The sequence below is a fragment of the Flavivirga amylovorans genome (assembly GCF_030540875.1).
In the GTDB taxonomy this organism is placed as follows: Bacteria; Bacteroidota; Bacteroidia; order Flavobacteriales; family Flavobacteriaceae; genus Flavivirga; species Flavivirga amylovorans.
Window position 1 is genome coordinate 354,416 of record NZ_JAUOEM010000002.1, and the last position, 15,024, is coordinate 369,439.

10 protein-coding genes are annotated in these 15,024 nt (G+C 31.7%); 4 read left to right on the forward strand and 6 right to left on the reverse strand.

Features of this window, described 5'->3' with window-relative positions; translation table 11 throughout:
• Window positions 1-232: 232 nt before the first annotated feature.
• The 4 genes from Q4Q39_RS06645 to Q4Q39_RS06660 all read left to right on the forward strand — a co-directional run bounded on the left by Q4Q39_RS06645 (window position 233) and on the right by Q4Q39_RS06660 (window position 9,911).
• Complete coding sequence (locus Q4Q39_RS06645) at window positions 233-4,321, forward strand: hybrid sensor histidine kinase/response regulator transcription factor (protein WP_303281632.1); 4,089 nt, start codon at window positions 233-235, stop codon at window positions 4,319-4,321.
• 254 nt (window positions 4,322-4,575) lie between these two features.
• Window positions 4,576-7,620: a SusC/RagA family TonB-linked outer membrane protein gene (locus Q4Q39_RS06650; RefSeq protein ID WP_303281633.1), complete on the forward strand. Its 3,045-nt coding sequence runs from the start codon at window positions 4,576-4,578 to the stop codon at window positions 7,618-7,620.
• A 39-nt stretch (window positions 7,621-7,659) separates the two neighbouring features.
• Window positions 7,660-9,288, forward strand: coding sequence for a RagB/SusD family nutrient uptake outer membrane protein (locus Q4Q39_RS06655; RefSeq protein WP_303281634.1), 1,629 nt, complete (start codon window positions 7,660-7,662; stop codon window positions 9,286-9,288).
• A 314-nt stretch (window positions 9,289-9,602) separates the two neighbouring features.
• Entirely contained in the window at window positions 9,603-9,911 is a 309-nt protein-coding gene (locus Q4Q39_RS06660; RefSeq protein ID WP_303281635.1) for a hypothetical protein, read from the forward strand.
• 180 nt (window positions 9,912-10,091) lie between these two features.
• On the opposite strand, the gene Q4Q39_RS06665 is transcribed toward Q4Q39_RS06660, so the two are convergent.
• The 6 genes from Q4Q39_RS06665 to Q4Q39_RS06690 form a co-directional block, all read right to left on the reverse strand.
• Window positions 10,092-11,546, reverse strand: coding sequence for a nicotinate phosphoribosyltransferase (locus tag Q4Q39_RS06665; RefSeq protein WP_303281636.1), 1,455 nt, complete (start codon window positions 11,544-11,546; stop codon window positions 10,092-10,094).
• Window positions 11,547-11,654: 108 nt separating this feature from the next.
• A complete protein-coding gene (locus tag Q4Q39_RS06670) occupies window positions 11,655-12,086 on the reverse strand; it encodes a nucleoside 2-deoxyribosyltransferase domain-containing protein (RefSeq protein WP_303281637.1) in 432 nt (143 codons plus the stop codon).
• 78 nt (window positions 12,087-12,164) lie between these two features.
• Window positions 12,165-12,893: a metallophosphoesterase family protein gene (locus Q4Q39_RS06675; protein ID WP_303281638.1), complete on the reverse strand. Its 729-nt coding sequence runs from the start codon at window positions 12,891-12,893 to the stop codon at window positions 12,165-12,167.
• 1 nt (window position 12,894) lies between these two features.
• Complete coding sequence (locus Q4Q39_RS06680) at window positions 12,895-13,497, reverse strand: macro domain-containing protein (protein ID WP_303281639.1); 603 nt, start codon at window positions 13,495-13,497, stop codon at window positions 12,895-12,897.
• Window positions 13,491-14,039, reverse strand: a complete 549-nt coding sequence (locus tag Q4Q39_RS06685; RefSeq protein WP_303281640.1) for an RNA 2'-phosphotransferase — start codon at window positions 14,037-14,039, stop codon at window positions 13,491-13,493. Before Q4Q39_RS06685 ends, Q4Q39_RS06680 begins: the two co-directional genes overlap by 7 nt.
• Entirely contained in the window at window positions 14,036-15,013 is a 978-nt protein-coding gene (locus tag Q4Q39_RS06690; protein WP_303281641.1) for an ADP-ribosylglycohydrolase family protein, read from the reverse strand. Before Q4Q39_RS06690 ends, Q4Q39_RS06685 begins: the two co-directional genes overlap by 4 nt.
• Window positions 15,014-15,024: the final 11 nt, after the last annotated feature.

Sequence of the window (15,024 nt, forward strand, 5' to 3'; positions counted from 1 at the left end):
TTTAGTAGCTTACTTACAAGATGAGGTATTTTTATATGTGTTTATAAAACATCAATAAATCTATTTGAGTTATCATTTTAAAATGGAAATACTCTAGAATCAAGTTTAAATAACCAAATCTGGGCACATGATATTTGCAATAATTTATTAATACTTTTTGTGAATAATCAATTAAAAGTAAACTTAAAACTAATATAGTATTGGTTTTTAATAATTGTTTATATACTTAAATATGCAAAAAAAAGAGTATACTATTTTCTTTCTATTTATATTTTCATTCGTTTTAAGTTTTGCTCAAAACGAAGCATACCAATTTAAGCATATTTCTACCTTAGATGGTTTATCACAAAGTTCGGTAATGGCAATACATCAAGACAGGTTGGGTCAAATATGGATTGGTACCAGAGAAGGACTTAATAAATATGATGGTAATTCTTTTAAAGTTTATAAAACTGATCAAGACAATAAAAATTCAATATGTAATAACGATATTTTATGTATTTATGAAGACAGCGAAGGTTTTATTTGGATAGGTACGCATAACGGTCTAAGCAAATACAACCCTCAAAACGACACCTTTAAAACTTACCTCTATAACAACAAAACTAACTCATTAAGTAATAATACCATAAGGTCTATTCAAGAAGTTTCCAATGGAGATATTTGGATTGGTACAGCAGATGGTATATCAATTTACAATAAAACTAAAGATACGTTCACAAGAGTTTTTAATGATCCTAATAAAGAAAACAGCCTTTGTAATAATGATATTTTTAAAATATACAAAACACCAAATAATGATATTTGGATTGGTACAACTAAAGGTTTAAGCAAGTTTGTTAACAGAACTAATAATAGCTTTAACTTCGAAAACTATACTTATATTGAGCATGAAAACATCCCATTTTCCGTTAATGATTTAATTGAAAATGAAAACAAAGAATTACTTATAGCCACGAGTGCTAACGGGATGTTGTACATAAATCCATTAGAGAAAAAAGTATCTAGGTATTTATCTCAAAAAAGTATTCTTAATAATGATGTTAGGCAATTAGCTTTTGATACTAATGGGGCACTTTGGATTTGTACTTATAAAGGTGTAAATATCCTTAATAAGGATAATAGTTTCATAACCTTAACCAGTGATATAGGCAATCCAAAAAGTTTAAGTAAAAATTCGGTAAAGTCTATTTTTAAGGATAACAAAGGCTCTATGTGGTTAGGTACTTATCATGGAGGGTTAAATATATGGGATAAAACCAATGCTAATTTCACCAACTTTACACCAAAGTCTAATAAAAACATGTTAAGTTATGATGTTGTAAGCTCCATTGAGCGTTATAACGACTTATTGCTATTTGGTACTGAAGGAGGTGGTATTACGGCATTCAATTCTAAAACACAAGAGAATAGTTACATTACAATTCAAAACAATAAAAATTTACCCGAAAACAATATTAAATCGCTTTTAGTTTCAGGCAATACTTTGTGGATAGGCACTCTAAAAAAAGGATTAACTGTTCTAGATATAACACCTAATGGTTTTAAGCTTAACAACACAGTTTCTAGTTTAAAAAAGCACCTTTTATCTAAAGGTATTTATGCTATTAAAGAAGACCATAACAATAATATATGGATAGGAACTTTTGGTAATGGGTTGATAAAATATAATAAAGCCTCTAAAGTTTATCAAATCTATAAACACAATCCAAAAGATAAAAACACACTTAGCAGTAATTTTATTAGAACAATAACTTTAGACTCTAAAAATAATATTTGGGTAGGAACCTTGAAAGGAGTGAGTTTGATTAAAGATTCTCAAGAAATAGAGCGTTTCTTCTATGATGAAGAAGTAAAATCCGGAGATGATATTTCTTGTGTTTTTGAAGGAAAAAACAAACAAATTTGGGTAGGAACAAAATCTAAAGGTTTATTTAAATTTCAGGATAATACCTTTAAAAGCATCCCCTTATCACCAAAAGGCAATAAAATATATGCCGTACATAGTATATTAGAAGATGATAAAGAAAATCTTTGGATAAGCACTAATCAAGGTATAGTTAAATATGGCATAACCACTAAAACCCAAAAACTTTATAACCAAACAGATGGTTTAATAAGCAACGAGTTTAATGATGGCGCAAGTTTAAAGGTAGGCAATTCTAAATTCTACTTTGGAGGGTTTAGTGGTGTTGTTTCTTTTGATAGTAATACTTTGTCAACAAACACCTATGCACCTCAAGTCCTAATAACAGATTTAAAAGTTAAAAATAAATCTGTGCCTGTTGGTGAAAATAACATTTTAAAAAAGTCTATTACATACACTAAAAACATTATTTTATCTCATAAAGAAGGTATATTTTCTATAGACTTTGCCATTCCTAATTTTATAAATCAAAAAAACAATTCTTACCAATACAGGCTTATTGGTTTAGAAGACGCTTGGACCTATACATCACAAAATACCGCATCATTTACCATCCAAAACCCTGGAGATTACATTTTTGAAGTAAAAGGCGCAAATAATGATGGTGTTTGGAATAAAGAGCCATCTCGTTTAAAAGTAAGAGTAAAACCTGCTCCATGGTTTAGTTGGTGGGCACTACTGTTATATGTAGCTTTAATTTCAATAGCATTAATACTTTTGGATAAAATTTTAAAATCAAAAGCAAGATTAGAACATCAGTTAGATTTAGAGCATCTAGAAAACGAAAGAAAAGAAGAAGTCAACAAAGCTAAACTTGAATTTTTCACAAATGTTTCGCATGAATTTAGAACCCCTTTAACACTGATCCTTGGACCTCTTCACCAAATATTAGAAGACTACAAAGGAAGTAGTGTGATGTATAAAAAACTACTAGTAATAGAAAATAGTGCCAAACATTTACTCCATTTAATCAATAGATTAATGGATTTTAGAAAGTTTGAAAAAAATGTATACAAACTTGAAACTGCTGAAGGAAATGTTGTAAAATTCATGAAAGAGATTTACTTGTCATTTTCTGAATATGCTAAAGATGGGGACTACGATTATAGTTTTCATACTACAGAAGAAGAAATTTTAGTGTATTATGACAGATATAAATTAGAACGGGTTTTTTATAACTTAATATCAAACGCCTTTAGATATACCCCAAAAAATGGAAAAATAGCAGTTAGAATAAAAAAAGAAAAAAATAGTGTAGTCTTTTCGGTTGAAGATACAGGTATTGGTATTTCTGCTGATTATAAGGATAAGATATTTGAACGTTTCTTTGAAGTTAAACTTAATAACAACCCAGATAAAAATTACAATGCAGGAACAGGAATAGGGTTATCTATTGCAAAAAATATTGTAGCATTCCATCATGGCAAAATTTGGTTAAAAAATAATAAAAACGACAAAGGGTCTATTTTTTATGTGGAATTACCCTTAGGAAGAAACCATTTGTCTGATGACGAAATTATTAAAGACTTTAAATTTAGTGATGATGTTTCTCAATATGTCACTCAACTAAAAACTCAAAATGTTATTTATGAAAGTGAATTAAAAGATGATGTGGTTTTTGAAGACAAACCTACTATTTTACTGGTAGAGGACAACAAACCCCTGCGCGCTTTTATGAAAAATGTGTTGATAAAAGATTATAACATCCTTGAAGCAGAAAATGGTAAGATTGGTTTAAGTATAGTATCAAAGCATTTGCCTAATTTAATCGTTAGTGATGTAGTTATGCCAGTTATGGCAGGTACAGAATTGTGTTCAGAAGTAAAAGGAGATATAAAAACAAGCCACATTCCTATTATATTATTAACCTCTAGGTCGTCATTGGTATATAAGCTAGAGGGCTTGCAAAAAGGTGCAGATGATTATATAAGCAAGCCATTTAATATCAGTGAATTTAAATTAAGAATTAAAAACCTTCTTGAAAACTCCGCAAGACTAAAGCAAAAATTCTCTGGTACAGAAACGCTACTTCCTGACGAAATGGTAATCTCCTCTTTAGATGAAAAACTATATAAAAAAGCCTTAAAAATCATAGAAAATAATATTTCTAATAACGATTTCAATATTCATTTTTTCTGCTCAGAATTAGGCGTTAGTAGAACTTTACTTTTTATTAAGATTAAAGCTTGGACTAACTTTACGCCAAACGAATTTATTCAACATTTTAGAATGAAACGAGCAGCGCAACTACTAGAGCAAGGAAAAATGAATATATCAGAAGTAAGCTATGAAGTCGGTTTCAAAAACCCTAAGTATTTTAGCAAGTGTTTCCACAAAAAATTTGGAACAACACCTACTCAGTTCCAAAATAAGTTTTCAGATATACTTAATTAATAGTTTAAGAATTTCTACATGTTGAATTATATATAAGCTATACAGGTGTTATTGGTTTGATTAGAGTTAATATATCTGTATATATTAATCGTTCAACATTGGTGTATTAAAGTCCAAAATTAAAAATCTAATCTAAACAATCAAGGTATTAGTATTAATATAGCCTTAAGAATAAAAGTGTGTTTAGAAATTGATGGCTAGTACATAATTTCTAAGAAACTTTTAAAAACTAAACTATATTAAAAACTAATTTTATGAAAAAAGATTACAAGTATTACCATTATGGTAATCAAACAAAAATGACTTGTTTTTTAATTTTGTGTTTTAGTATCTTTATTAATGCCAACGCAAGTGTTGTTATTAATAATGATGCTTTAAATAATAAAAATACCACACAAGTACAGGAAATAATAATTGGGGTTGTTACAGATGCAAATGGACAACCTTTACCAGGTGCTAGCATCATAGAAAAGGGGACTAAAAATGGGACACAAACCGATTTTGATGGTAAATTTTCAATACAAACCTTTGGTGAAAATGCTGTTTTAGTTATTTCCTTTATTGGATTTACCAAAAAGGAGGTGCCCGTAACCAAGCAAACAACGAATCTAACTATATCTTTAGAAGAGGATACTGCTCAATTAGATGAAGTCGTGGTGATAGGTTACGGTTCTGCCAGGAAAGGTGATTTAACGGGGGCTGTGGCTTCTATTTCGGCTAGAGAAATAGAGGATTTACCAGATCCGAACCTCCTTAATCAAATACAAGGTCGTGTAGCAGGGCTTACCATTACCAATAGTAATTTTACCCCAGGAGATAGCCCCTCTATTTTAATTAGAGGAAAAAATTCAATTACAGCTGGAAATGAACCTCTTATCATTTTAGATGGTATCCCATATTCGGGAAGTATATCAACCATAAACCCTAACGATATTGAAACCTTTAATGTATTGAAGGATGCTTCTTCAACGGCTATTTATGGTTCAAGAGGATCTAATGGGGTTATTATTATAACGACTAAAGCAGGCAAAACGGGTAGACCAAAAGTAACATATAACGCTAGTGTTGGTTTTAATTCTATTATTCAGAAGCTTGATTTGTTAAATGCCGAGCAATATGTAGCATTTAGAGATTTTAATGGTACTTTACAACCTTCAGAGCAAGCAAATCTAGCAAGCGGTAATATTACAGATTGGCAAGACTTAGTAACTCGAACTGCTATTCAACAAGAGCATTCCCTTGGAGTTTCTGGAGGTACTGAAGATTTTAGTTATTATTTAGGTCTTGGGAATCTTGATCAAGAAGGTATTGTATTAGGTCAAGAGTTTAGACGTACTTCTTTTAGATTTAATGGGACTTATACCATCACCGACTGGTTAAAAATTGGGACTACTAACCAAATTACTGAAGAAGATTTTGGAGATCAAGGCGATGTAAATTTAAGAAACACGATACGTATTAGTCCATTAGGCACACCTTTTAATAGTGATGGTTCACAGACCTTTTATCCTATTACAGAAGACGAATTTTTTGCAAATCCTCTAGATCCGCTGCTTACTCAAGATACCCGTGTAAGAAGACAATTTGTAAACAATGCCTTTGTAGAAATAAAAGCACCTTTTGTTGAAGGATTGTCTTATAAGTTAAATTATGGAAGAAGTGAATTAAGAGATGATAGAGATAGATTTGAACCTACAACTTCAGAAGCCGGTGCAAATATAGGTGGAGGAAGAGCAAGAAGGCGAAACCGCAATATTATTAATTCTACAACGGAGAATATATTGAATTATGATCGTCAATTCGGAGATCATCATCTCGGATTAACTGCTCTTTATAGTTTTCAAAGGATAACACTTGAAGAAAGTAATATGGAAGGGAGAGGGTTCGTTAATGATCAATTAGGTGTTAACGGTATTGGATCAGGAGAAATAGTAACAGTAAGTACACCTTATGAGAGAGAAACATTGATATCTCAAATGGGGCGTTTAAACTATGACTATAAAGGAAAATACTATTTAACCGCTACAGTAAGAAGAGATGGTTCTTCTAATTTTGGTGATAATAATAAATTTGGTGTATTTCCTTCGGTGGCTTTGGGTTGGACTATTACTAAGGAGGATTTTGCTCAAGACATAGATTGGTTAAACTTTTTAAAACTTAGAGTGTCATACGGTGAAAACGGAAACCAGGATATTAGCCCTTATAGTGATTTAACACAAATATCCAATAGATATCTTGATGCTTATGATAACAATAGAGAACTATTTTTAAATTACCTCTCTAATAATGAACAGGCAACAGGTTTTGCACCAGCAGTACTAGGTAATCCTGAACTGGCGTGGGAAGCTACCAAAACATTCAACTTTGGTTTAGATTATTCACTATTAGATGGAAAAGTTTCAGGTAATATTGAATACTACAGCAGTACTTCAGATGGGTTATTGCTTAATCGACAATTAAATGCTACTCAGGGATTTAGTTCCATACTACAAAATATTGGAGAAGTAGAAAATAAAGGTCTTGAAATCAATGTAAATGTTAAGCCTATACAAACTGAAAATTTTAATTGGGATATAGGGTTTAATTTCTTTACAAATAAAAACAAAATTGTAAAGCTTGCTGATGAGTTTACAGATGATATAGCTAATGGTTGGTTTATTGGTGAAGATATAGACAGTAACTTTAATTTTGTTGGAGATGGTGTTCTAGGAACACAGGCTGAAATTGATGCATCTGCCACTCCTGATGCGGCATTAGGTGATCGAGCATTTAAAGACATAGATAATAATGGCTTTATAGATGATAAAGATAGAGCTATACAAGGATCTAGAACTCCAGATTTCACACTCGGAATCAATAATAACCTAGCTTATAAAAACGTTACATTATCCTTTTTAATTTATACTGTGCAAGGTGTTACTGAAGCTAATGGTGTTTTAGACCCAAGATCCTATTTAAACGATCGTGCCAATTATGCAAACCTAGATTATTGGTCTCCAGATAATACAGATGCCACGTCTCCTAGACCAGATTTTGAAGCAAGAAATAGTGAATATTTTCAAGACAAAAGCTTTATCAGGCTTAAAAATATCACATTAGGTTATAAGTTTAATCAAGACTTAATTGATAAAATAGGACTATCTGGTTTAAACCTTTATGTTACGGGAAACAACTTATGGACCCAAACAGATTGGTCTGGTTTTGACCCAGAGAGCACTGGTACAAGTAGAACCGCTGCAAATGGTGATGCCAATCCTTCTTTTAAGACCGTAGTATTTGGTTTAAACTTAAGCTTTTAAGCCATGGGATATATTTGTAAACTGAAAATTTCAAAACGTATGAATAATATTTATAAAATAGTTATGGGTAGCGTATTAGTAATGATATGCCTTACCTCATGTAGTGAAGATGAGCTTGTAGAAACTCCAAGAGATTCATTTTCACCCGAAAACCTTTTTGCTACCTCAAGTGGTTTTAATTCTTCTATGGCCGCTATTTATGATCGGGTAAGAGCAGAACGTAGCTTTGTGAATAAGTTAGCCTCTATGCAAACAGGAACAGATCTTTGTTATGGAGGGTTAACACATCCAAATATTCAACCACTGGAAACTTATGGAGCCGCAGTAACACCGTCATTTATACCTGGTTCAGATTGGTGGGATCATAGTTACCAAGTTATTGCTTGGGCTAACCTTATTATTGAGAAAGCTCAAGATGAAAATGTATCATGGAGTACTCCGGAAGATCCTGCAACCTTTAGTGGTGAAGCACGTTTTTTTAGAGCGTATTATCATAATTTAGTTGTAAAACTGTTTGGAGATGCCCCTATAGCTGATGAGTTTTATACATTTCCTAAGTTGGATTTTGTGCGTAGTCCTAAAAATCAAGTATTAGAATTTGTAAGAGATGATCTTATTTTTGCAGCAGACAATCTTCCTTCAGATCCATCAAGTGTAGATCCAGGACGAATAACAAGATGGGTGGCTTTACATTTATTAAGTGAAGTATACCTTCAGTTAGGTGAAAATGGACTCGCTGAAAGTACAGCTCAAGAAGTTATAGATGGTCCTTTCCAATTAATGACTGATAGGTTTGGTCCTAATGCCACGAACCCTAAAGGAAATGTATTTCATGATTTATTTTTAGAAGATAATGTAGATTATCAAGACGGAAACCTAGAGACTATTTGGGCCATACAAAACAAATTTAATGTTATAGGAGGGCAGTCTGATAATAATGGCGATTGGACAAGAAGACAAATGGTAGCTAGATATGAAAGAGTTCCAGGGATGACTATTGCAGATTCTCTGGGGGGGCGAAGTATTGGAAGAATAACGCCTACCGAAGCTTTCTTAAATTTATATGAAGCAGGTGATATGCGAAATGATAATATTAATATAAGAAGAGATTGGTATTATAATAATGCTAGTACAATACCCGCAGGGAAAAGTGTTGGCGATTTAGTTGAAATATCTGATTTTGCAACAACTCCTGAGGAATTGCAAGCTGCTAGAGATGTACTTTTATTTCCTTCTGTAACCAAATGGGATTTTGGTGTACAAAGATTTGAGGGGTCACCTAGATACATTGGTTCAGATAAAGATCAAGTTAAATATAGATTAGCTGAGACGTATTTGTTATTGGCAGAAGCACAACATCTTCAAGGTAAAAATATTGAAGCAGCAATTAGTATTAATACTGTAAGAAATAGGGTTAATGCGACACCTATTGCTGCGGGTGATGTGGATATGGATTTTATACTAGATGAAAGAGCTAGGGAGCTTTACGGTGAAAAGTATAGAAGACTTACGTTGTCAAGAACCGGAATGCTAGTTGAACGAGTTAGGGCAATGAATCTTGAAGCTGCCGCTGGAATAGGAGATCAACATTTGTACTTTCCTATACCACAATCAGTTATAGACGGAAATCCTGATGCGGAATTTCCGCAGAATTCTGGATATCAATAAAAATAAGATATAGCTTATAACATTAAGTATTCAAATTATTTAGTAGTTAGTTTATTCTGAGTTTATTTTGAGTTAGTTTTGAAAGGCTTTGAAACCTAAAAATGGTTTCAAAGCCTAATTTTATATTTTATATTTGTAGAAAAATTAATTCTACCATACATAAATCGTATAAATACAAAAACAATAAACACACAACTTATTGGTTAGTAATTATTTACGTATTTTATTTGCACTTAATGAGAGACTTAAACACTTATTGCTAATGGACATTGGATTGAAAACCAAAAACCAAAGTGCATTTAGAATATATCATTTTGGACAATAGTATCGTAAAAGCAAACTGTAATACTAAAGATGCCAATACATCAAATATTACCAGAATATGGATGCAATTTGATTTTGGTGCGGATGCTGAAAATCTGATATCACAGGGTACTGCTAGCGCTACAAATAAAAGTAATATTACTATTGTACCAGATACCATTTATTATTGGCAAATAATTAATTACAGAATTTATATATTGAAGATAAAATTGATTATTATCAACCCAATCTTGTTAATGATTTCCAATATTAACAAGGTATTCAACGGAAATAAAAAGGGACAAATCAAAAAAATCTAATTTGCCCCATGATGTACACTACATTGACCTATTCTCGAACCAAGTACTAAAATTATTCAAACAGTTAATTGATTTAGATTGATCCTGATTACGCCTAATTATACACAGCAAAAAACCAGAGAATCTAGATTCTCTGGTTTGATTTAATTTATTCTAAAATCTGTCAACCTATTTTATTTTTTAGGCAATCTTTAATCGCTGTCTAATATCAATTAAAGATTCATCTATTATGAGTTCTCCATCTCTAAAAACCTCTTTTAATTCACCTTGCTTTTCTTCCTCCCATGTTACCTGATCTATAAGCTTGTACGTCCCATTTGATTTGATGATTTTTAAAAGTCCTTTCGCTGACTTTTTTGTGCCATCATCGGTAACAGGGTCTTTGAATATTTCACGCCCTTCACCATCCACTTCTCCATAAGTAGCTTTCATAGCGAAACCAAAAGTATCACGAGTATTATATTGATATGTAAAAGAGCCTATACCCAAAACCACATTGGTAGAAGCAAATCCTTTCTGTTTTAGTCGTTCACAAATTTGAGTAGCTCTCTCTAAAGTTATACTATCGCCATAAATAGCTCCAATATGAGAGTCTAACTCTTTATATCCTTTATTGTTTATAGTGCCTCCAAAAACATCCCAAAGTAATTCTATGACACCTTTCTTTTCTTTTATTGTTTTACCATTTGGATTACCACAAATAATATCCACGGGGTCTCCACTATCAGGACGAATAACAACTTTTCCATTTCGCCCTAAAACCTCTTCTTTTAAATTAGGAAGATATTCAGTTAAGACTTTCCATAAATCCCAAGTATCTGAAACAATAGATACAATGCCATTTGGATATACTTCTGTTATTAACCTTTTGAAAGTGTCTTGTTCCCTTGTATCTGTACCCATACACATTACAGAGTGCTCTGTTGCAGCTACAGATCCACCTATTAATTCAGTATCAGAATCTGCATTATAATACATCTCTAAAAAATCTATTGCAGGAATAGTGTCTGTCCCCGTAAAACTTAATAAATGACCTGCTGCACTTAGTTTTGCTGCTTCAAGTCCTGCCATTCCACGCATAGAGAAATCATGACCTTGCCAATCAACAAATTCAGGTATCGATGATGTTTCCTTAGCATATTTGTCTAAAATGATTCGATATTGCTTAGCTATTGTAGCCGAATTGCATGTTAGCCAAACTGTTGTTGATATTAATGTTTCAAAATAATTTGTTAACCAAAAAAACTCTGATTTTGTATTGTACATTGTAAACATAGGAACCCTAATTGGAACAGAAACACCTTCAGGCAATGCTTTTATTACCATAGGTATGTAGCCTAAATCATGTAAATCTGATATATGTTGAATACCTACCTTGTTTTCTCCTAAATAGTTGTTGATTCGTCTTGCATACTTTTCGCATACAGTCTTCTTTGGTTGGTTGAAAAAATTATCCTGAAAATCTTCAATCATATATTTTTCTATGAAATATTGCAACCCGAAAAAGACAACTTCATTAACACCTTCAATTCTGCTTTTTCTCGGTGTCCAATTAGAATAGACTAAAGTTGTACTGTCTGGGTATTGTCTCCTGTGATCTACTTTATAACCGTCTGTGTATAGTAATGGATTCATGTCTTTAGTGTTTAAATTAATTTGCGTAATTATTACACAAATATATAAACAAAAAAGATCTAAACAAATTAATTTGTGTTTTTTTTACGCAAATTGATTCGATTATAATTAAAGAATAGAATTTACCGCAATACTTAGACTATTAAATACACTAACTTTGTATTTATTACAAAGGGTTTTTATATATCTACTTTGGTAAAATTCATTAGGGCAAACTACAACTAACTTGGATGTTTTAATATACATGCCTAATTCTATTAACGAAATTGGTGATTTTGAACTTGGTAAAAAATTTAAAAATACTTTATCTGCTAAATGTAGCGCATCCAATTCCCAATGTATATGATTTTTCATTTGAGAATCATTTAACTCATTATGATTTATTATTGTTGGGTCTAGAAAATGAGCTTTGGCTCCAATTATATCAATTACTTCTTTCCTCCAATTACTAGGTAAGTTCAAATCAATACTTCCTGCTAAAAAAATATAATTTTTATGTTTTTCTTTAATCGGTAAGGTAATTGAAGAAGTGTATATCATAATAATTTATTTGATAAATCTAAAATTCAAAAAGGGAAATTAAAACACTTATGTATGGTTGATTACCCTATAAAGACTTTAGTTTCTGCCTTTTTCATTAGGGTATAACTCGTTTACATTATCACTTTGCCAATATTGCTTAGTATTCACATCAAGCACGGTTAATTTACCTGTAAAAGCCGCGCCAGTATCTATATTCCATACATTAATGGCATTCATAGGAGTTTCAATATTATAGTATAACGTTGGAGTATGACCTATGTAAATCTCATTATAGATTTTTAAGCGTTTTGGATATAAAACAGAATGCTTTTTAACTCGTTTATCCATTGTTAGAACCATTTCCCACAATGTTCTATCCCAATTATAATTTGATTTGTAAAACTCTTGTTCTGGACCTTTCATAGAAGTATATCCTGCGTGAATAAAAAGATTATTGTTATCATCCACATAATACAACTTCATACGTTCAAAAAAGTTTAGATGCTTCTTCTTTTCTTCATCAGATAGTTGTTGGTAACCTTCAAATGTTAAAGCTCCCCCATGAAATAACCATGTTCGATTAGCTTTTCCTATTCTTAAATAATCTTCGCACCATACATCATGATTACCTTTTATAAATATACACTCCTGCTTTTCAGACAGCTCAATTAAATATTGAATAGTCTGAGCCGATTCACTCCAGCCATCTATATAATCTCCTAGAAAAATTAAAGTGTCGTCTGTCGTTACTTTAGCTCGTTCTAAAACTTGAATTAAGGCTTTTAAACCTCCATGTATATCTCCTATTACTAATGTTCGCTTCATTTTAATGATGCCAAATTAAACTGTTTTCATTTAACTCATACTGAAATCGTTGAGCATCTCCAAATTCTTTAAATATCCGTTTTTTGTTAAGAATAATTTCTTCATAAGCTAAAAACATTTGTTTTGCTGCAATATGATATGGCATTCTTCCACAACCAGTACACAATCCTGGAATACTAACAGACTCAATTTTTGGATGCTTTTTGCAAGCTATCAATATTCCTTTCATCGCCAAATAAGGGTTTATGGAGGTAGCAATATTAAAATTCATAGGCACTCTCATTGTTGGTGCCGAAATTAAAAAAGGGACTTCCGTGTCTCCAGTCTCTAAAGTGATTGTTTGACCAATTAACAACTCTCCTTCAGCAGAATTGTAAATTTGCTTTTGAAGATTTTCTTGAATATGCCAACCAAATCGTTCAGATAACACATAGTCTAGACTACCATCCATGAATCCGAATGAATTAGCAGGACTAACAATGGCATCGCTTTTAACTTTAGTAATATCTTCTTTAAGAATTTCTACATTTTCATATTTAGAAAAGTATTCTTTCCATTCCTTTCCTAAATTATCATCTAAATAAACTAATTTTATTTTTAACATAACTCTTTAAAATTTATAAATTCAAATGGCACAGCATCAGCCAGCCAAACTCCGTTTTCCGAGATGAAAAATTGATGCCCTTCTTTTTGCATTTCTAAAGCCCTAATACTAAGTATTACAGGTTTTCCTCTTCTGGAACCTACTTTTATAGCCGTATCTCTATCTTTACTTAAATGAACATGCTGTCGACTCATTTTCTTTAACCCATGTAATTTAATCTCAGGAATAAATTTTAACACGGTACCATGATATAAAAACGCTGGAGGTGTTTGAGGTTTCAATTCCAAATCTATTGTTTTTAATGAATGTCCTTGATTTGCTCTAATTTTAGTTTTATCATGATTAAACGAAAATCGTTGTTTATCATTCGTGGCAACAATCTCATCTAATTCCTCAAACGAAAACCGCAACTTAGACTTCTCTAAAATATCACTTATAGTAGCCCAACCATTTTCATCTAGTGTAAGTCCAATTTTTTCAGGTTGATGTCTTAATATCAAACTCAAAAACTTACTAATTTGTTTTTTATGTTGTTCTGTCATTTCTCTTTTATTCTATATTTCATAGATAATTCATCACATAATTTTGTAATATCTTCTTTTCTAGATAACACATTTATCCAACTATATGGGATAGCATCATATCCATATAATAAGCCCGCTAGCCCTCCTGCAATTGCTCCAGTTGTATCTGTATCTTTTCCCAAATTAACAGCTTTCAAAACAGTTTCCTCATAATCCTCAGAATTTAAAACACACCATAAGCTAGCTTCTAAACTGTCTAAAACATATCCACTAGAATTAATTTCATTTTCTTCAAGCTTATGCAAGACTTGTACTTGATAATTTTCAACTTGATTTTCTAATATTTTGTGAAATTTGTCCATTTCATTCTGAGAACAAACAGCATTATTATTCAAAAAATAATTTACTTCAATCTGCATCTCTTTATAGGCTTCCCTTTTAGTTTTATCTTCTAAAAGTTTAATAGCATATTCTAAGTAAATAAAACATGCTAAAACCGATCTAATATGAGCATGAGTAATTGATGAAACATCTTTTATTATATCAAATCTCTTTTCTATTTTAAGATCTTTTATATAAAACAATAAAGGTAAAATTCGCATTAAAGAACCATTACCGTTATCCATTTCTGAATAACCACCTGCAAGTATTGGTTTTGTCCCCGTCTGTATGGAATGAATGGCTTGATTTGTAGAAATACCAATATCAAAAACCTGACCGTGAGGTGTCCAAATTTCCTCATTTCTCCATTGAACAAACTTTTTACCTATATCATTAATGTCATATTTCTTGCATAAACTTTCCGCTAGGCAAAACGTAAGTGAACTGTCATCACTCCAAGTTCCTAAAGGTTGTCCATGAGCTCCGTACTCTAACATCCCTTTAACAGGAAACCGTTTTAAATAATCCCTGTCTTTAAATTCAACAGGTACTCCTAAAGCATCGCCTACGGCTAATCCAAATAATGCTGCATGTACTTTATCTTGGTTCATCTTTTATATTT